The organism is Streptomyces sp. NPDC002276, from assembly GCF_053891435.1.
The window spans coordinates 13,336-32,526 of the sequence record NZ_JBSFCQ010000012.1; the positions used below are offsets into that span (position 1 = coordinate 13,336).

Genomic DNA, 19,191 nt, shown 5'->3' on the forward strand with positions numbered 1-19,191 from the left:
GCCGGTCACGGCAGCCAGGACCGATCCACCTCTTTGTGCCAGCCGTTGTTGAACCACATAGTGGGCGGCCAGGATGCTGCTCAGAGGATTGAACTCGATGATTTCCGGAAACTCGAAAAGAGCAGCGAAAAAGCTGAGGCAGCAGGCGAGTTTGGCCCGCGCTCGGAACCTACGCTGAACAACGGGAGATCATCGCCATCGCGGCGTCCGGTAGAGGAAAGCCCACACGCGCTACTGACACGGTCCCCGCGCCGGCGTTCATATCCCGGCGTGGATGTACGCGGCCCAGAACGTGGGAGTTCTGGGGTATTCATCCCGCAGTCGACGTGTGACCTGGTGGAGAGCCTCGGCGGTCCGCTCCGGCCGGAGGGAGGCGTTGTCGCTGTCCAGGAGTTCGACGTAGAGACCGTGGGCAACGCGAGCGGAGATGGCATCGCTGATTGGCCACATTGTGCCGACGACGTGGTGGAATCCGGCGAGTTGGAAGGCGGAGGTGATGTGGACCGCCTCGTCGGCGAGAGCCTCATTGCTCGCGGTCGTGCTGCAGGCGGACAGGACGGCGAGGCGGGCATGAGGGAGTCGGAGTTCCGACAGGGAGGCCACCGTGAGTGGCTGGGTTGTGTGGTCGTGCAGGAGCAGCCTGCTGGCTGCCGGTGTGTCCCAGTCACTGAGCCCGTGGCAGGCCAGGTGGACGATGTCATGCTGGGGTAGGGCTGCGAGCACGGTGTCCCGGGTGGCCTGTGGGCCGATCAGGAACTGCGAGGCGGGCAGCAGCCCGGCAAGGCTCTGTACTTCGGCCTGCGCGCCCGGCAACGCGGGCGCCTCAGGCGTCTCGGGCATGGCGACGATCAGCGCCGTTCCGGGGGTGCTGCGCTTCTCGTCCGCGCCGACAGTGGCGCGTCCGGTGAGGCTGTAGCGCAGGGCGCGGATCGTGGGCGTGTAAGAAGAGACCACGTGGTCCAGCACCGCCCGCCCCGTGCCGTCATGGTGACCGGCCGCGTGGAGTGGAAGGAATGTCATCATCCCGACGGGACACCACCACACGCGGGGTAAGGCCTCGCCCGCTTCGGACGGGCCGATGAATCCGAGGGCCTCCAGGACCGGCGCGGCAGCCTCCTCCCACAGCCATCTCAAGATCTCCAGAACCGTCTGCTGCGCGCGCAGAAGATCACGAGGGGAGGTACTGGTGGTGGCGTCGACAGCGAGGAGACGGTTGGTCTGATCGCGCACGGAGTCGGCCGTCAGCCCAGGCAGCTGGACCACGCGTACAGGAGTCTCGGGATCAGCCGTGAGGATCAATGCGTCGGCGCGGAATCCGCTGACGTTCACCATGACAACCGGACCGTCCGGCAGCGTCCGCCGGATCTCCTCGATGGGCGGTGCCAGGAGGAATCCGTGGAGAGCGGGCAGTCGGCGGATCCGAGCCAGGAGGTCGTCCCAGTCCCGGGCCAGCTTCTGCCGCCGGTCCACCGCATGCCAGGTGCCGGATTCTTCGGCGTCACCGCTCGCTCCGTCAGCACCGGTGGAATACGACACAGTGGGTACATCGGATGAGGCGCGACCCGATCCGATCCGGTCCGTCGTGTCCATTGCCGCACGCAACTGGACGAACTCGGCCGCGAGGTCCGGTGCTGTGGAGGTGAGTTCGCTCAAGTCGCCGTGTGCGTCCATCGCCTCGGCCAACAGCAGTGTCCTTGCCTGGTCGAGCAGTTCGACGGCGCGTTCGGGGCGTCCTGCCTGGACGGCCGCGGCGGCGGCGTCGCTCGCCAGCCCGGCCGTGCGCCCTATTCCGTGCTCCCTGTCGGCCCGAGCCAGCTCACGCGGTACGAGCCGTGGCAGCAGAGCGACCGCTTCCTCGAAGGCCGTCAATGCTGCTGGCGCATCGCCCGCCGCCATGGCGACCCTGCCCTGCCCAGCCCTGGCGATGATCTGTGCTGCGACGGGAGCCGCCGGCGACTCTGCTGCCTCTCGATACGCCTCCCCGGCCGACCGCAGCACATCGCTGTCTCCGGTCAACTCGAACTGCGCCTGTAGCGTGATGCCGTGGTTGCACAGGTAGAAGGCGCGGTTGGTGTGCCCGGACGGGCAGGCGTCAACGGCTTCCCGGCCGATGCGTACCGCCTCCCCGAGAGCGTCGCCGTCGTCGGCACCGAACAGCCGGAACTGGACCTGGAGCACTGCGGCAAGATTGGACAGGCTGCTGGCGTGATCGGAGCTGCCGGGTAGGGCGGCTTCGGCGGCCTCCCTGCCGACCCGCACGGCGTCCGTGAGGATGTCCTCGTCGCCCGTTCGTACCGCGAGAGCATGCAGCGCGGCTCCGAGGTTGGACAGGAACGCCGACCGGCCCTGGGCGTCGTTGGGCGGTATCGCCTCGACTGCCTGCCGACCGAACTCCACAGCCTCGGTGAGTGTCCCCGCGTCCCCGGTCACTTCGTACAGGGACCGCAGAGCCGTCCCCAGACCGCCCATGTGCAGGCTGAACGCTTCATGCCCTGACGGTGTCGCCTCGACCGCCTGCCGGCTGAGCCGGACGGCCTCCCTGAGCAGTGCACCGCTGCCGGTCAGTACCCCCAGAGTCTGCGAGGCCATCCCGAGGCTGAACAGATAGTGGGAGCTCAAAGGATCGCTGGGCGAACTTGCTTGGACGGCCTCGCGGCCCAAGTCCACTGCTTCCCGTAGGGTGTTGGCGTCCCCGGTCAGGTCGAACTCGATCTCCAAGGAATGCGCGAGACCGGCCAGACGCAGGGCCCGCTTCGGATGGTCGGGCGAGCTGACCTCGACCGCTTCCCAGCCTGTTTGGACTGCTTCCCTCGCGACGTCGATGCCTCCCACGAAGGACCAAAGTGTCCTGAGAGCCGCGTTGAGCAGGTACAGCCGACTGGCTCTGGCTGGATGTCCCGGCGGCGCGACGTCCAGAGAGCGGCGGAACGCGTCCACGGTGTCCCTCAGCAGGTCCGGATCGCCGGTTCGTTCGAACTCTTCGTACAGTTCAACGCCTTCCGACACACTCAGGTCATCCACGAATTCGAACATGCGCTGCTCGTCCTCGGGCCGGGCCGACTCCTCGTCGAAGTAGTCGCGCAGTCCAGGAGGTATCTGATCCGGGTACTCCAGGTACACCGCGTGCAGGAGTGGCAGCGCAGCGGCCAGGTTGTCCTGCCCCAGTGCATCCGGAAGATGGTAGTAGCGCGCCAGGAACAGCAGGCCTGCGACCTGGAGCACCTCGAAATCCCGCGTGGGAAGGCCCACCAGGTTGATCAGCTGCAACGCCTCGGACTCGGCCGTGTCGGCCTGCACGGGCGCGGAGTTGTCGTCGAGTGCCAGCTGTTCGAGACGTGCGACGATCGCCGCGATCAGGTGCTTGCGCCGTGCCCTTCGCAGCAGACCCATACGCACTACCCGTTCCCCCGGCACGATCCCGCTGATGAGAAGTCTAGTATTTCGGGGCTTGTCCCAACTCTGTTTATCTACAATCGTCTTGACCTCCCACACGATGAAGACCGACCTGCCGCACCCGAAAGCGGCTTGCGGAGGACGAGAGGCGCGCCGATGGCCGAGACCGCCGGGCGGGTGGAGCACCTGTGCACCTTGCTGGACGATGGCGAGCTGTACGCCTACGCCGAGCAGGCCGGCGCGGACTCGGTCCTGCGTCGCCTTCTGGCAGCGGTACGCGACGGCGGCGCCGATACGGATGTGAAGGAGGACCTCGACGCGTTGGACGAGGCGATGGCCAGATTCGGACTGGGTGCGGTGACTCAACCCGCACGCGCCTACCAGCCGGTCGCCGGAACCTTGCAAAGCAGGCGGGTCGTTCAGGCCTGGGCGTGCCCGACCGGCCGGCCGTGTAGTCGTGTCGAATCCGTCGCCCAGCACGCGCAAGCTCCGATCTGCGCGATTTCCGGACAGCGGCTAACGCTCGTTCGGGTGACGGTGTGAGCGGATTTCTAGACGAGCTGGGCAAGCGGCTCGCGGAACGCTGGCTGACACTGCTCGTCCTGCCCGGGCTGGTCTATCTGGCCTGCGCGGCCGTTGCCGTCATACTCGGCCAGTCGCATGCCTGGGAGGCCGTACGACTCCTCGACATCCTCGACCGGATCGCGGACCGGCCCGCGTTGTCCAGCCCCGGCGTGATCGTCCTCGTCGCCGCAGGCATCCTGGCACTGACCCTCGCGGCGGGCTTCGCCGCCTCGGGCCTGGGATGGACGATCGGACGTCTCTTGGCTGCCGACCTGCGTGGCCGCCCCGTCCGGCTGCTGACGCGGCGCCGCCAGGACCGCTGGAACACGGCCAACGATCTGGTGCAGGCCGCAATCGCCAGGTCTGTTCGCGCGCGCGGCAACTCTTCCCCCGCGTTGGCGCGCGGCCTGTCCGACGCGCTCGCCGAGCGAGAGTCGATCAGCCTGATGCCGCCTGAGCGGCCTACATGGGTCGGTGACCGACTACTGGCGCCCGGCCGACGCATCCACAAGGCATACGATCTGGATATTGCCAGCGCCTGGCCCCGCCTGTGGCTGCTCATCCCTGAGACTGCCCGCGTCGAACTCACGGCCGCCGGTGACGCCTACACAGCCGCAACACGCCTGGCCGCCTGGGCTGTGCTGTACCTACTTCTCACCTGGTGGTGGTGGCCTGCCTGCCTGATCGCCGTCGCCGTCGCGCTGCTCGCCCGGGTACGGGTCCGCTCGGCCGCAGCCGTCCTCGGCGACCTGATCGAGGCCACCGCCGACCTCTACGCCCGGGATCTGGCAGCCCAGTTGGGACTCCTGACCGGCGACACCCTGTCCCGCGAGACAGGGCTGGCCATCACGATTGCACTCCGGAAGGACACGGAGTCCCTACCAGCGCCAAATCCTCACCAGCCGTAGTGCCCCGTTTCGCAACGGCTAACACAATTTGCACTTCAAGACGATCGTGGGCCAGCTCAAAGCCATCGTGAAGCCTCCACGACTCAGGCCGCTTGGAGCGCATCACCGGCGTCGTCCTGGACCTGCTGTTCGACCTGTGGTGCGGCACGCGATCGGGCCGCTGCTCCTCGCCATCGTGTTCTGGTGGCTGTGCTGGCTGGTCGTCGCCCGGACCCCGCTCAGCCGGGTCACCCCCGACAGCGCCTCCTCCAGCGCGGAGCCGCCGTCCTGGCCGGAGCCGCGGGCATGTACGCAACCGCGCCGTTCTCCATCGCGCTCGCACAGGTCGTCGCTCACGCCGTGTTCGACTGCGTCCTGGCGTGGATGGCGCTCGAAGTGTGCCGGTCCCATCGTGTCTCCTTGCGAACAACCCTTCCTCGTGCGGCGGTTGAGCGGTTGCGTGACTGGCAGATCACGATCACGGTCCTTTCTGTATGCATCGTCAGCGGCGTTCTCTCCTACCTCCTGATCCACCTCATCCGCTGGACCGGGGCCGGCGTACCGGTCATGAAGGGCGACCAGATGGCCACCCTCGGCGTCGACAACTTCGGGACCCTCGCCATCGGACTGGTGTCGACGGTGGCACTGGAGGACGCGGTGATCGTCGCCACCACGACCGCCCTGCTGACCGCGTTACCTACTACGACAAGAAGATCAGCCAGGGCAAACACCACACCCGAGCCCTCGTCTGCCTCGCAAGACGCCGAGCCGACGTGCTCTTCGCGATGCTCCGCGACGGCACCTTCTACAACCCCCAACCCACCCCTGCGGGTTGACGAAACCCATAGGGGCACCCCCGGGGCCCCAGCGCCGGTTCACCTCATACGCGATCCGACACCTGATCACCCATCAGGTCGTCTGATGGCGTCATGGCGGCCCGCCCTCCCAGAGCCCCGTGCCCGTGCCCGTGCACGAGGTCACCGACTGGAGCGGCTACCAACAGGCACTTATCCGTACCACGTCGCTGCCCGACGACCAGCGTGGGTGTCGAGGCCGAACAGCACGGCGACGGCCGACGGACCCCGTACGCGATGCCCGGACCCGGTGGGCAGCGGAGTGATGGGCACCTTCCCGCGCGTCCAGTGGGCTCTGCCCGCGTCGGCAGGCCGAGTGTGACTGTGCAAGGGGCCAAGATCTCCCTACGGTTGGATCCGACCGCCCCGCAGGGGCACCGTGGTACGAAGGGGGCTCAGTGGAAGCCGAGTTGACGGCGCTCGCCACGACGGCGGTGACAGCTCTGACCGGCCTGATGGTGACGGAGTCGTGGGAGCAGGCCAGACTGAGGCTCGCCGGGTGGTTCCGGCGTCGCGGCGGGGACGAGAACGCACAGGGTGAACTTCAGGCCGCAGGCGAGGAGTTGGCGCGGGCCCGCGCCGACGGAGACGCGCGGACCGCCGGGCACGTCGAGGAGCGGCTGCGTGAGCGTCTCCTCCGCGTTCTGCGGGACGATGCGGAAGCCGCGGGGGAACTGGCGCGACTCATCAGCGAGTTGGCGCCGGACACGCCGGTCACCTACGTCAGTTCGGTCAGCGGTGGCACGCATCACGGTCCCGCCTTCCAGGGCGCGCACATCCACGGTGACATCACCTTCACCGTTCCGGCGCCCGTACCGGCGGGGGCGAGTCCGCGGCCGAACCAACTGCCCGCCCGGACGTACAGGTTCGTCAACAGGGACGAGAAGATCTACGAACTGGGCCAAGCGTTCCCCGCTGCTCGGGCCGGTTCCGACCGCGTCGACCTCGTGGTGGTGTCGGGGGTTTCCGGCGTCGGGAAGACAGCGACCGCTCTCCGGTTCGCGGAGACGGTTCAGGATCTCTATCCGGACGGCCAGTTCTACGTTCCCTTCGCCGGGCTGCGCGACCAGTTGGCACGGACGCCCGCAGTCGGGAGGGACACCACCGATCTGGGCGCCGCGCTGGCCATCTGCCTGAGCGCCCTGGGTGTCGGAGAGGACGCCATGCCACGGACTATTCAGGCGCGCTCCAACCAGTTGCGGTCCTACACCGCCGACCTCCGCATCCTGCTAGTGCTCGACGATGTGACCGAACCCGCGCACGTCCGCGCGTTCATCCCGAAGGGGCCCGGCAGCGGGGTGCTGGTCACGTCGCACAGGACGTTGGGTGAACTCGTGGCCGAGGACGACGCGACACCGGTCAGCCTGAAGCCGCTCGACGATCATGGTGGTCTGGCCCTGCTGACAGACCTCTGCCCGGGAGCCGTGGACGCCGATCAGGTGGCTGCCGGGCAACTGGTGAAACTGTGCGGCGGCCTGCCCGTCGCCCTGCGGATCGCGGCGGCCCGGCTCAGGACCGAGGAGGGCTTGACCACGGCCGAGCTGGTGGAGGAACTGTCCGACGAGACGGACCGGTTGGCCGGCCTGTCCCTGCCTGCCGAGGAGTTGTCCGTGTCCACCGCTCTGGGTCCTTCCTATCGGCTGCTGCCGCCTGACGCGGCCCGGCTCTACCGCCTTCTCGGCTGGCTGCCGACCGGCCGTTTCGACGCCGGCGTGGCCGCCGTCGCCGCCGACGTCGACACGCGGGTGGCCAAGCGGCTGCTCCGCGTACTTGCGGGTGCGGGCCTCGTGCAGCGGGAGACGGACGGCCGGTACCTCATGCACGACCTCATCCGGCTGCATGCCCGGGAGTGTGCGGACCGGGAGGAGCCCGCGAGCGGGGAAGCAGAACTGATCGGGCGGGTGGGCACGCACTACCTCGTTCTCACCGCGTTCGCCGACCGGGCGATCAAGAAGAACCGGATGCGGATCGCCGACCTGTCCGCACTGCTCCGCGCAGCCGACGACCCCTTCGCCGCCTCTGGTGGCCCGGTGCCGCTCGTCTGGCTGGACGCCGAGCGCGCCGCCATCCTGGGCGCCCTGCGGGCCGCTTCCCGGCACGGGTGGAACACCCTGGTCTGGCAGCTGGCCGAGGCATTCACGGCCCTGTTTCTCCACCGCCGGTATCTTGAGATCTGGCGGGAGTCGCTGGAGCTGGGCGCGCAGGCTGCCGCGGCGGACCCGGACCGGATGGTCGCAGATGCAGCCGAGTCCCGGCTGCGCAGTCTGCTCTCCCGCCCCCTGATGGACCTGGACCGGCATGATGAGGCGCGCACCCAGCTGGAGCGGGCCATTCAGTGCGCCGAGACGATCGACGATCTCGCACTGCGCGCCTCGGTGCTGGAGTTCCAGGGCCGGTACCTGGACCGGCACGATCCCGAGAACGCGGCGGCGGCGTACCGGCGTTCTCTCGCCCTCAACGAACAGGCCGGGGAAGCCCGAGGAGCGGCCATCGCCCGTGTTTTTCTCGGCAGCGCGATGTCCATCCGCGGGGACCACACCGAGGCGCTGGTCGTACTGCGCCGCGCCCACCACGACCTGCTGGCCGACGAGGAGCCGGACGTGCGCATGGCGGCCCGGGCGCTGGCCGCGATCGGCCTCGTACTCGATCGCCTGGGCGACACGGAGGCAGCGGACCGTGACCTGAAGGAGGCGGTCGGGATCCTGCGGGAACGGGACGCGACGCACTACGCGGCCGAAGCCCTGGTGGGGCTCGCCGGCATCGCACAGCGGACCGGTGCCGACACGGACGTGGTGCGGGGTCACCTCGCCGAGGCGTTGGAGATCTATGAGCGCGACGGCAATCCGGCGGCGGATGAACTACGACGGCAGATGCGGGAGTTGGACGAAGCCGGAAGGGCAGGAACCGACGGCTGAAGGCTACAGCGGGTTCACTGGACGTCCCCCGGGCGCAGGCGCAGAACGACGTCCTCCTCCCGTGGATCACCCGTCCGTACCGTGACGCAGGAGCTGTCCATCGGGAGGCCTGCGCGAAGGGCGGCGTAGACGACCGAGGCCAACACCCCCGGATCCCGGGCTCCTCCGGTGGCGGTCGCCTCCACGATCCGGCCGTCCCGGAGCCCTGCGAGGCAGGCCCGTCCTTGTACGTCCGACACGGCCAGGAGGCTTCCCGGAAGCCGGCCGAGCGTGTCCTGGACCCAGCGCATTGCGCCGGCGGTCGTCGGGTCCGTCCGTCGCCGGACGATCACCGAGGCGCTCGCGGCCACTCGCCCGTCGCGTTCGTCGTCGGTGCAGGCCAGATGCGAGAAGCATGTGGGGCCGTCGGGAGCCTCACCGGCGTATCCGGCGACGGCCGCCGGGACACGCCGTACGACGACGGTAGGCCCGCCGATGTCCTTGCCGACCTCGGTGGTCACCCGCCAGGAGGTGACTCGGGCGGTGGGCGGCTCGGGCAGCGGCAGGGCAAGCGGATACGGCGGCTCTGTGGCGGGCTTGGTGAGCTGGAGCAGGCCGTAAAGGGCGGTGCGGAGGCGGGCCAGAGCGTGGCCCGGATCGGCGAAGGCCCGCGCGGCGACCGGCGCGTACCGCTCGGGAACGTGGTCGCGTACGGCGTCCTCGATCTGCTCGTGCAGGTCGCGGCGCGGGTCGAGCCGGGGCGCCAGGTCCGCCATGGCGTGGGCGGCGGTGCCTGGCACCGCGTCGGCGCCGAACGTGGCGAGCAGGAGGGGCGTGCCCAGGGAAGCGCCGTACAGGCTGACCGATCCGTGGTCGCCGATCAGGATGTCGGATGCGACGAGGGCGGGGCGCCAGGCGTGCACGGCGGGCATGAGCAGCAGTCCGGCGTCCAGCGCGGTGGCCTGTAGCGTGCGCAGCTGCCAGGAGCCGTGCGCCGACCAGACGTTGGGGTGGACGATCGCGCCGACCTTGTACTCGTCGTAGGGAAGCCCGGCGAGGAGGCGGGCCGGAAGGTCTGGCTGCGTTCCCAACAGAGAGGTCGGCCCCCATGTCGAACTCACCATGACCAGCCGCTGGTTGTCCGCGACACCCAGCGCCTCCCGGTAGGCCGATCTCATCGGCCCACTGCTCTTCAGCTCGTCGAAGCAGGGGTCGCCCACCAGGAGGGTGCGTCCCGCGATCTTCGGGTGGGTGGCGAGCAGTTGCTCTTCCTGCGAGGGATGGGAGAGGGCCAGCCAGGCCCGGCCGGATTCGAGCAGGGAGTCCGGGACGACACCGGACAGCCGCTCGTGTGGACCGCGCGAGTCCGGGACGAGCTTCTGGAACCCCACGCCGTGCGGCAGCACGAGGACAGGGCAGTCGCCCTCCGGCACGTCGATGTTCTCGCTGGCGGACAGGATGAGATCCGGAGAGACCTCCCCCAACTGCTCCCAGGGCATCACCCGGCACCCGGCCTCGTGAAGGACGGCGAGGACGCCGGAGTCGAAGGCCGAGGTGGGGTCGTGCGCGAAGACGACGGTGACGCGGTGGTCGCCGCGCAGCAGAGCGGGGAGCGTTTCGAGGATGCGTACGGTCGAGGTGAGGGTGCGGGTGGCCACGACGAGGGTGCGTTCGCCGTGGAAGGTGCTCCACCGGTGGGCGTCGTGCCCCACGGGCACGCGAAGCGGCCGACTACCGGACAAGGCACCCGCCTCTAACAAACCAGTTCCCCCAACTGGTCAGCGGCTCGCGGCTCGCGGCTCGCGGCTCGCGGCTCGCGGCTCGCGGCTCGCGGCTCGCGGCTCGCGGCTCGCGGCTCGCGGCTCGCGGCTCGCGGCCACGATCTGGTATCACACCTCAAGCCGCGCTTCCACCCTTCATGTCGGGACGACCTCGCTGGTCGTGAACGGGTACACGGTAACCAGAGCACCGGGCAGTGCCGAAACGGGGCGGCCGTGCCACTGGGCTCAGGTGGGCAGGGGCCAGGGGCCAGGGGCCAGGAGCCCGGAAGCCGCGGTCGCTGCCAAGTATGAGCGGGAAAATTCTCCGCGAGCCTGCTGAAGTACCGCTGCTTGCGCCAGACTCCGCGGTTGCCGAACGTACTCATGTCGAGAGGGTGCGAAGGGAACGGATGGGCCTCGTTGCCGCGAAAGCGCACCTGCGTGGCGGACGACGGCTCCTCCTACGGGGCGGTTCAACTTCCGGTTCGACTACGACCCCGGACCCAACGCACCGCTGGTGCCTGTGCTGGGGTCAGCCCAGTTCGATCAGGCCGAGTCGGACCGCTTCCGCGACGGTGCCTACGCGGTTTTCCGTGCCGAGCTTGCGGTAGATGCGGACCAGATGGGTCTTGACCGTTGCCTCGGCCAGATAGAGGGCGCCGGCGATCGCCCGGTTGCTGTGCCCGTGAGCCAGGAGCCGGACGACCTCGATCTCGCGCTCGCTCAGCAGAGGGCCCGGCCCGGCGGGATGCCCAACGAACTGAGCCGCGGCTTCCGGCGCCAGCACCATGCCCCCCTCCACCGCCGCGCGTACGGCACGGAACAGTTCCTCGGGCGGGCCCGCTTTGAGGACGTATCCGCGCGCGCCGGCCTCCACCGCTCGCAGGACATCGGCCTGGCGGCCGTGGCTGGTGAGGACGACGACCCGGGCAGTGCCGGAGGCGGCCAGGATCCGGCGGGTCGCCTCGATGCCGTCGATGGCGCCGCCCGCCGTGTTGGTGTCCGACAGCCGGAGGTCCATCAGCACCACATCGGGGCGCAGTTGCTCCACCTGACGCACCGCGTCGGCGCCATCGCCGGTCTCGCCGACGACGGCGAAGCCGGGCTCGCTTTCGAGGAGGGCGCGCAGGCCGGCTCGTACGACGGTGTGGTCGTCCACGATCACGATCCGCAGTGGCGGACCGGGAGTCTCGCTCATCGAGTGGCCGCCGGGACCCGGTCCTCGGCCCGCAGGGCCGCCCGGACGCGGGTGCCGTGTCCGGGTGCGCTGTCGATGCTGAGGGTGCCGCCGAAGACCGCCAGCCGGTCACGCGCCGCGGCCAGTCCGAATCCGCGGCCGGCGCCGGCAGGTTGTAGGGCCGTCGAGTCGAATCCCACTCCGTCGTCCAGGACTTCGACGGTCGCGGTCGCCTCGTGGCCGTAGGACAGGGTGACGCTCACATGCCGGGCCCGGGCGTGTTCGCAGGCGTTGGCCAGAACGCCCTGCGTCACCCGCAGCAGGGCCACTGCCTGGTCTGTCCGCAGGGAGCAGGGCTCGTGCTCGGTACGGAAGGTGATCCTGGGCGCCCCGGCGGCGGAGCCGGTGCGGGCACACAGGTCGCGCAACGCCGCCTCCAGGCCGTCGCGCGCGAGCAGGGGCGGGGTGAGATCGTCGATGATGCCGCGGGTCTGCGCGAGATGCTCACCCAGAGCTTCGGTCACCACCCGTACCTGCCGCCGGGCGGCGTCGGGCCGGCGCTCCCAGTCCCGGTCGGCGGCCTGGAGCAGCATGCGGCTGCCGGAGATCTCCTGGGCGAGCGTGTCGTGCAGGTCCCGCGCGATGCGGGCTCGCTCGGCGAGCCGCCCGGCCTCCCGCTGCTTGGACGCCAACTCGCCCCGTGTGGCGGCGAGTTCGCGGGTCAGCCGCTGCTGGGTACGGTAGAGGAGCACGGTCGCCCACAGAGCGGTGACGGGCGGTGCCAGCACATCGGGGTCGAAGCCGCCACCGGCCCGCCGCAAGACCGCGATCAGCAGCGCGGTGAGGACACCGAGCGCCGCGGTCCGTATCGCGCGGGTGGGCATGCGCAGTGCCAGGATGGCGAGCGGCACCGCCAGCCACGCGTACCCGAAGGTGAGCCGGGCCGGGAGGCTCCAGGCCACCCAGGACCACAGCAGCAGGAGAAGGCCGAGCCAGACGGGTCGGGCCCAGGGGACCAGCCGCTCCCACCGGGCCAGTCCGCCCGCATACAGCAGGGCCAGCGCGGCCGTGGGCGGCGCGATGCGCCAGCACAGCTCGTGGTTCAGCTCGAAGAGCCGCACGAGGGTGCCGACGACGGCGATCAGGAACACCAGGTCGGGGAGATACCGCGCGGCGACGAAGGGCCTGCGTACGGCGAGGGCGGTGACGGGCACGGCTGAGGCTCCCTGGGGCGGGCCGGGCGGAGGCGGCGACAGGGCCAGAAGTCTAAGCCGTGACCTGTTTGGACGCCGCAGACACCCGGGTGATGCCGTGCCCGCGCCGATGTCAGCTCCCCGGGTGCAGACCGAGCCAGCCCGGCGACGGGTCGCCCTTGACCTCGCCGAAGTAGAGGGAGAACGTCTGCCGCAGCCGTTCGGCCGCGGCGCGGTCCTCCATGAACCTGGGGAAGCCGTCGACATGGGCGTTGGGGAACTCCCAAACCGGCTTCAGACTGGCGTTCGGAGTGACGTCCGTACGCACCGACCAGCCGTTGAAGCTGGCCATCTGGCGCTCCTGGGAGAGCACCCAGTTCAAGTAGAGCTTGGCGGCGGCCGGGTGGGCGGCGTCCTTCAGGATTGCGGCCCGCTGCCCCCAAGCCATGAAGGGGTGATCGCCCGCCGGTACGACCCACTTCACCGTGGTCGACGTGGAGACCGCGCTGCCCGATCCGCCCACTCCGATGATCTTCTTCTTGCCGTTGACCGCCTCACCCGGGGTGTTCGTGCCCCGGGCGAACTGTGGCTGCTGCGCGGCGAACTTCGCCACCCAGTCCCAGCCGTACTTCTGCTGGTAGAGGGAGTAGAGGTACAGCACCGCGTCGTCGTCGTTCGGGTAGGAGGAGGCGATGGCGCCCTTCCACCGCGCGTCCAGCAGGTCCAGCGGTGTCCTGGGCGCGTCGGTCCCGGCCGCCTGGATGTCGTACAAGAAGCTGAAGGCGATCACCATGAGCGCCGTCCACGCGCCGTCCGGGTCCTTGAAACCCTGGTGGACCTTGGAGAAGCCGGCGGGCTTGTAGCGCAGCAGCTTGCCCTCCCGCTTCCAGCGGGTGAAGTCCTGGAGCGTCTGCAACTGGACGACGTCGGGGACCAGGGTGCCGGTCGCGAGCTGGTTGTCCACACGGACGTCGTGGTACTTGCTGTAGTCCACGGAGACCGTCAGCGGGACCTTCGGGAAACGCGCTGCCCAGGCGGCCCGTACCCCCGCCGCCTGGCCGTCGATGTCCCCGCCCTGGTACAGGACGAGCTTGCCGCCCTCGGCGATGGCGGCCTCGTAGAGCTCGTCGATGGAGCGGGTCTCCTCGCGAACACCGGTGAGTGAGGCGCCGGCGGAGGGAGCAGCCTGAGCACTGGTCGCGACGGCCGCGGCGGCCCCGCCGAGAGCGACGCCGGCTCCGGTGGTGAGCAGCCGTCGCCTGCTGAAGTTCCTGGGCATGGTGGGGGGTCCTCCTGCGGGTTCCGCCGCCGGGCTCGGTTGGGGGCGGCGTACCCATCCTGTCGATGAACCGTGCTGTTCCGCGTCGCCCGAAGGCTGTCTTCGGGTTCAACCGTTAGGTTGAACGCGGACGTTGGACGCGAATACTCCGAGTGCCGAATGGTGCCGCTGCTCAACTTGCCTCTGGCGCGGAAGACTTCCGTACCCCCCTGCACACTCCGCTCTCTGCCGCTCCACCAACCGAGCGTCCATGGCGGGTGCGTCGGGTTTCTCGGATGTGGTCGATGAGAGCAGCGTCCTGCTGGCACACGCACCCGGGGGTGGGGTGCCGGTGGTCGATCATCTCGTCGGGCCGGGGCCCGAAGCGGGTGTCGTACTCGATGCGCCGTGGAGGCCCGCCGACCAGGCCTGTGCCGCGTGCGATCCAGGCGCCGACGACCAGGCAGGCGGCCTGCTGGGCCACGAACGCGGCCGAAGGACGGAACCCGTCGTCCGTTCCACCGGTCAGCTCGGCCGAGTTGATCAGCCCGCACACCGGCCGTCCGAGGAACTGCCCGACGAGTTCGCGCTGTTGATCGTCCAGGCCTTCCAGGCCTTCCAGGTCCCGATAAGCACGGACTCCAGTAGCCCACCGGGTCTGGGCAGGCCAGACTTGGTGGCCGCGTGTGTCTATTATTTACCCCATGTTTTCAGCCCCATCGAGCGGCAGCCCGCTCATTTGGTTAACCTGAGGCAGACGGACAGCAACAAGGGGTCCCACCCACACCCATGGTCCGTCCCGGGGCAGGCCGTTCACAACGGCCCGCTCTCACACGAGTAACCGGCGCCACCGCGTCCGAACTGCCTTCAACCCACACCCGAGCGGGCCTCAGGTACCGGACCGAAGAATGGCCGGTATGCCCCGAGGGTGACCCGACACATAAGGAGTGCGCGGTGACACCGGAAAAGACGAATCGCGAGCAACGCCCCAAGGAACCGACGGAGCGTGCGGGCCACCGGTCCGACGAGCTCGGCAGCCTGGCCGTGTGGGCACGGTCCGCCCCCATCCGGCTCGCCGGTTACGAGGACGACCTCGCCGAGCCCCACATCCTGCCCAGCGTGGACTGACCCCCAAAGGACCCCAAGGGACTCCAAGGGACTCCAAGGGGCCCCACGGGACCCATCGCGATCGCCGACGGCATGGGCGTGCGAAAATCGCGCCCATGCTGATCAGAGAAGCCGCGGCCGACGACTGGCCGCGGATCTGGCCTTTCTGGCACCGGATCGTCGCTGCCGGCGACACCTACACCTGGGCCCGGGACACCTCCGAAGAGGCGGCCCGGGCCCTGTGGACGTCCCCGCCCAAGCGCGTGTACGTCGCCGAGGACGAGGCGACGGGGACGATCGTCGGCTCCGCCTTCGTCACCCCCAACTACGGCGGTCCCGCCGACCGTATCGCCAACGCCGGCTTCATGGTCGACCCCGACCACGGCGGCCGGGGCATCGGCCGCGCCCTCGCCGAACACATCCTCACCGCCGCCCGCGACCAGGGCTTCCGCGGCATGGTCTTCAACGCGGTCGTCGAGACCAACCCCGCCGTCAAGCTCTGGCTCTCCCTCGGCTTCACGATCCTGGGAACGGTGCCGGACGCATTCGAACACCCCCGGGACGGCCGCGTGGGCCTGCACATCATGTACCGCGCCCTCTAGTCCTCCAGCTCTCTAGCCCTGTAGCGGGAACCTTCAGTCGAGCGGCGCGGTCTGCACCCACGGGCGCAGCTTCTCCAACTGCTCCGCCAGCTCCAGCAGCGCCGCCTCCGACCCCGGCCGCCCCACCAGCTGTACGGCACAGGGCGCGCCCGAGGGCAGCGTGCCGAACGGGACCGACATCGCGGGCCAGCCGGTGAGGTTCCACGGGGGAGTCATCGGCGAGTAGTTGGTGTTGGCCAGCACATTTCGCAGCCAGCCCCGTTCGTGCCACGGCCCGGCCTTGGGGGAGCGGCGGGCCAGCGCCGCCGTCAGCAGGATGTCGTGTTCGGCGAAGAACGGCGTGAGGCGTTCGCGCAGTCGCTCACGGCCCTTCCCGGTACGGACGCTGTTGACGAACCGGCGCCCGATCGCCGCGTGCACCCGGGTCCGCCGCGCGAGCTTCCGCGGGTCGAGCCCCGCCGCGTCCACCGCGGTGCCCGCCGTCCAGTGCGCGAGCGAGGTGGTGCTCAGGGACAGCGGATACGGCGGATCGGCGCGGTGCAGCGCGTGCCCCGCCTCGGCCAGCAACCCGGCCGCCTCCCGGACGGCGGTCGTATACGGCTTGCTGACGGCGACCCCGGCGAGCGGGCTGCGCACGGAGACGGCGATCTTCCGGGCGGTGGGCTCATCAGGGCCTACGACCTGGATGTCCGCGATGACCGAAAACATCAGCCGGGCGTCCTCGACGGTCGTCGCCAGTGGGCCGTTTTCGGACATTCCGAACCAGTCGCCGTCGCCGATACCGGCGGGCACGACCCCGAACCCCGGCTTGATGGTGACCAGACCGCAGTTGGCCGCGGGTATGCGCAGCGAGCCCATGCCGTCATTGCCGAGCGCGATCGGCGCCATCCCCGCCGCGACCGCAGCCGCGCTGCCGCCCGACGAGCCCCCTGCGGTGCGGGCGGTGTCCCACGGATTGCGGGCCGTGCCGTAGACACCCTCGGTGGTGCCGAAGACACACAGTTCGGGCACGTTCGTCAGCCCCACGACCACCGCGCCCGCCGCCCGCAGTCTGGCCACGGTGACATGGTCGTGGTCGGCGGGCGTGTCCGGGGTCGCGGCCGAGCCGACCCGGGTGGACTCGCCGGTCACGGAGAGGTTGTCCTTCACGGCCACCGGCACGCCCGCGAGCGGCAGTTCGGCCAGATCGCCCCGCGCGCCCACCGCGTCGGCCTCCGCGAGCGCGGCCTCGGCCCGTACCGCCCGGAACGCGCCGATCCGCCCGTCCAGCCGCTCGATCCGGGCGAGATGCTCGGCCACCACCTCACGGGGCGTGGCCCGCTTCTCGCGTACGGCGGCGGAGATCTCGGCGGCGGTACGGCCGATCCAGCTGGTCACAGGCGCGCTCCTTCAATCTACTCGCGAGTACGTAGGGAGAACTGTGCCTCGGCAGGGGCGTCGCGTCGAGAGGTGACGGGCCTTGGACATTCGCTCCCGTCTTGTTGGACTTTTCACGAGCCGATGCCGGGCGGGCGCCGACTGACCTGCTGGTCATCCGATCAATGGCTCAACTTGGCCGCTCCCAGCACCCGTTGACAGTCCCCGACCGCAGTCCAATCATCAGTCGTCCGATCAATCGCGACCGGTGGAGTGTCATGGCTGAGCGAGGGAAGAGACGTTTCCGGCTGATCGGCTTCGCGGCGGTGTTCGCGCTGCTTGCGGCGTCCGCAGCGCCGGCGGTCGCGGCCCAGCAGGAGCAGGCGGCACCTCCGGTGACCGTGCCCGCGCTGTCCAACTGGACTCCGCAGAGCGGAAGTTACGACTTCGGTGCCGGGGCCCGGCTGGTGGCGGGCAGCGCGAGTGAGCGCAGGGTCGCCGACACCCTCGCCGACGACCTCAAGGCGGCGGGCCACGGAACAGTGCCCGTCGTGCGGGGCGGCGCCGCCCGGCCCGGCGACATCGTGGTCGAAGTCCGGCCGAACCAGGGCTCGTTGGGCGCCGAGGGCTATGAACTCCGGGCGGGCAAAAGGCTGTCGATCACCGGAGCCACCGAGGCCGGGGCCTTCTACGGCACCCGTACCCTCCTCCAACTGCTCGCCCAGGGTGACCACATCCCGGCCGGACACACGGTCGACGTACCGCGCTACAAGGAGCGCGGGGTCGGCGTCTGCGCCTGCTACATCCACATCTCCCTGCCCTGGCTGGAGAACCTGGTGCGCGAGATGGCGTACCACAAGCTCGACCAACTGCTCCTGGAAATCAAGGTGAAGAGCGACGCGCACCCCGAGGCGAACACCTGGGGCTACTACACCAAGGACGAGCTGCGCCGCCTGGTCGCGCTCGGCGACAAGTACCACGTCGAGATCATTCCCGAGATCAACTCCCCGGGCCACATGGACCCTTGGATAGCGGACCGCCCCGACCTCCAGCTCACCGACAGCGACGGCAACAAGCAGCCCGCCCGCCTCGACGTCACCCAGCAGGCCGCGTTCGACTACTACACGAGCCTGATGGACGAGTACGCGCAGGTCTTCACCGCGCCGTCCTGGCACATGGGCGCCGACGAGTACATGCTCGGCTCCGACTACTCCAAGTACCCGCAGATGCTGCGCTACGCCCAGGAGAAGTACGGCGCGAACGCCACCCCGCAGGACGCCTACATCGACTTCATCAACCGCGTCCAGGCCTACGCCGCGAGCAAGGGCAAGCAGCTGCGCATCTGGAACGACGGCCTCACCGGCGCCAACACCGTGCCGGTGGCGCCGGGCACGACGGTCGAGCACTGGCTGAACGTCCAGGAGAAACCGAGCCGACTCATCGCCCAGGGCTACCCGTTGATGAACGCGGCCTACTCCCTCTACCTGGTGCGCGGCGGTTTCCACAGCGACACCGAGTCGCTGTACGACCAGAGCTGGGACCCGCGCAGCTTCGAGGGCGAGAAGCTCACCTCCAGCACCGGAATCACCGGGGCGAAGATCAGCCTCTGGCCCGACAACGGGCGCGGCGAGACCGAGAACGAGGTCGCCGCCGACACCGAGCCCGCGCTGCGCCACCTCGCCCAGGCGACCTGGGGCGACCCCCACCCCGACGCGACCTACGCCCAATTCACCGCACGGGGCACGGCAGTCGGTCACGCCCCCGGATGGCGTGACCTGACCCGGGTACCGGTCGCGGACGGGACGTACACCTTCCAGACGGCCGATGCCTCCTTCGACGCCACCGTGCGGCGCACACCGGACGGCTACGCGACGGTGCGGACCGCCGACGGCTGCCTGGAGATACAGGGCGGCAAGCTCACCCTCAACGTGCCGCTCCAGCCCGGGGTTTCGGCCACCCCGCAGCCCTGCGACGCCGCGAACACCATGCAGCGCTGGGAGTTGGCGCCCACGGCCGGCGGCTACCGGCTCGTGAACGCCATCACGCAGATGGCGCTGAGCGTCGCCGACGACGGCCGCCTCGTCCAGTACCCGCCGGACCAACACCGGCCCGCCGTCTGGCACTTGACCGCCCACTGACCAGAGGA

General features: G+C 69.7%; 13 protein-coding genes and 1 pseudogene. 7 read left to right on the forward strand and 7 right to left on the reverse strand.

The genetic code is table 11. The features are described from left to right. Window positions 1-258: 258 nt before the first annotated feature. Window positions 259-3,492 carry a CHAT domain-containing protein gene (locus tag ACWIHT_RS28035; protein ID WP_456171063.1) on the reverse strand — a complete coding sequence of 1,078 codons (3,234 nt, stop codon included), beginning with the start codon at window positions 3,490-3,492 and terminating at the stop codon, window positions 259-261. A 57-nt stretch (window positions 3,493-3,549) separates the two neighbouring features. Here ACWIHT_RS28035 and ACWIHT_RS28040 point away from each other — a divergent pair, with 57 nt between their 5' ends. Then, window positions 3,550-3,936 carry a hypothetical protein gene (locus ACWIHT_RS28040; protein WP_456171064.1) on the forward strand — a complete coding sequence of 129 codons (387 nt, stop codon included), beginning with the start codon at window positions 3,550-3,552 and terminating at the stop codon, window positions 3,934-3,936. Then, entirely contained in the window at window positions 3,933-4,865 is a 933-nt protein-coding gene (locus ACWIHT_RS28045; protein ID WP_456171065.1) for a hypothetical protein, read from the forward strand. The genes ACWIHT_RS28040 and ACWIHT_RS28045 overlap by 4 nt, the downstream gene beginning before the upstream one ends. A gap of 102 nt (window positions 4,866-4,967) precedes the next feature. Here ACWIHT_RS28045 and ACWIHT_RS28050 read toward each other — a convergent pair whose 3' ends face one another. After that, window positions 4,968-5,255, reverse strand: coding sequence for a hypothetical protein (locus tag ACWIHT_RS28050; protein ID WP_456171066.1), 288 nt, complete (start codon window positions 5,253-5,255; stop codon window positions 4,968-4,970). Window positions 5,256-5,539: 284 nt separating this feature from the next. Between ACWIHT_RS28050 and ACWIHT_RS28055 the strand changes: the two are divergent. Then, window positions 5,540-5,680 (forward strand): annotated as a pseudogene (locus ACWIHT_RS28055) (IS110 family transposase); the annotation flags it as partial. 416 nt (window positions 5,681-6,096) lie between these two features. Beyond that, window positions 6,097-8,613, forward strand: a complete 2,517-nt coding sequence (locus ACWIHT_RS28060; RefSeq protein ID WP_456171067.1) for an NB-ARC domain-containing protein — start codon at window positions 6,097-6,099, stop codon at window positions 8,611-8,613. Between the two features lie 14 nt (window positions 8,614-8,627). On the opposite strand, the gene ACWIHT_RS28065 is transcribed toward ACWIHT_RS28060, so the two are convergent. The 4 genes from ACWIHT_RS28065 to ACWIHT_RS28080 all read right to left on the reverse strand — a co-directional run bounded on the left by ACWIHT_RS28065 (window position 8,628) and on the right by ACWIHT_RS28080 (window position 14,001). Continuing rightward, the gene (locus ACWIHT_RS28065; protein WP_456171068.1) at window positions 8,628-10,310 is read right to left on the reverse strand and encodes a hypothetical protein; all 1,683 of its coding nucleotides are present in this window, start codon (window positions 10,308-10,310) and stop codon (window positions 8,628-8,630) included. Window positions 10,311-10,884: 574 nt separating this feature from the next. Further along, complete coding sequence (locus ACWIHT_RS28070; protein ID WP_456171069.1) at window positions 10,885-11,550, reverse strand: response regulator; 666 nt, start codon at window positions 11,548-11,550, stop codon at window positions 10,885-10,887. Continuing rightward, on the reverse strand, window positions 11,547-12,743 hold the full coding sequence (locus ACWIHT_RS28075) for a histidine kinase (protein WP_456171070.1): 1,197 nt from the start codon (window positions 12,741-12,743) through the stop codon (window positions 11,547-11,549). The genes ACWIHT_RS28070 and ACWIHT_RS28075 overlap by 4 nt, the downstream gene beginning before the upstream one ends. 112 nt (window positions 12,744-12,855) lie before the next feature. Beyond that, window positions 12,856-14,001, reverse strand: a complete 1,146-nt coding sequence (locus tag ACWIHT_RS28080) for an ABC transporter substrate-binding protein (RefSeq protein ID WP_456171071.1) — start codon at window positions 13,999-14,001, stop codon at window positions 12,856-12,858. A 933-nt stretch (window positions 14,002-14,934) separates the two neighbouring features. Here ACWIHT_RS28080 and ACWIHT_RS28085 point away from each other — a divergent pair. Continuing rightward, the gene (locus ACWIHT_RS28085; protein WP_019068289.1) at window positions 14,935-15,108 is read left to right on the forward strand and encodes a hypothetical protein; all 174 of its coding nucleotides are present in this window, start codon (window positions 14,935-14,937) and stop codon (window positions 15,106-15,108) included. A gap of 95 nt (window positions 15,109-15,203) precedes the next feature. Beyond that, entirely contained in the window at window positions 15,204-15,689 is a 486-nt protein-coding gene (locus ACWIHT_RS28090; protein WP_456171072.1) for an N-acetyltransferase family protein, read from the forward strand. Between the two features lie 33 nt (window positions 15,690-15,722). Here ACWIHT_RS28090 and ACWIHT_RS28095 read toward each other — a convergent pair whose 3' ends face one another. Further along, complete coding sequence (locus tag ACWIHT_RS28095) at window positions 15,723-17,066, reverse strand: amidase (protein WP_456171073.1); 1,344 nt, start codon at window positions 17,064-17,066, stop codon at window positions 15,723-15,725. A 257-nt stretch (window positions 17,067-17,323) separates the two neighbouring features. Here ACWIHT_RS28095 and ACWIHT_RS28100 point away from each other — a divergent pair, with 257 nt between their 5' ends. Continuing rightward, complete coding sequence (locus ACWIHT_RS28100) at window positions 17,324-19,183, forward strand: family 20 glycosylhydrolase (protein WP_456171074.1); 1,860 nt, start codon at window positions 17,324-17,326, stop codon at window positions 19,181-19,183. Window positions 19,184-19,191: the final 8 nt, after the last annotated feature.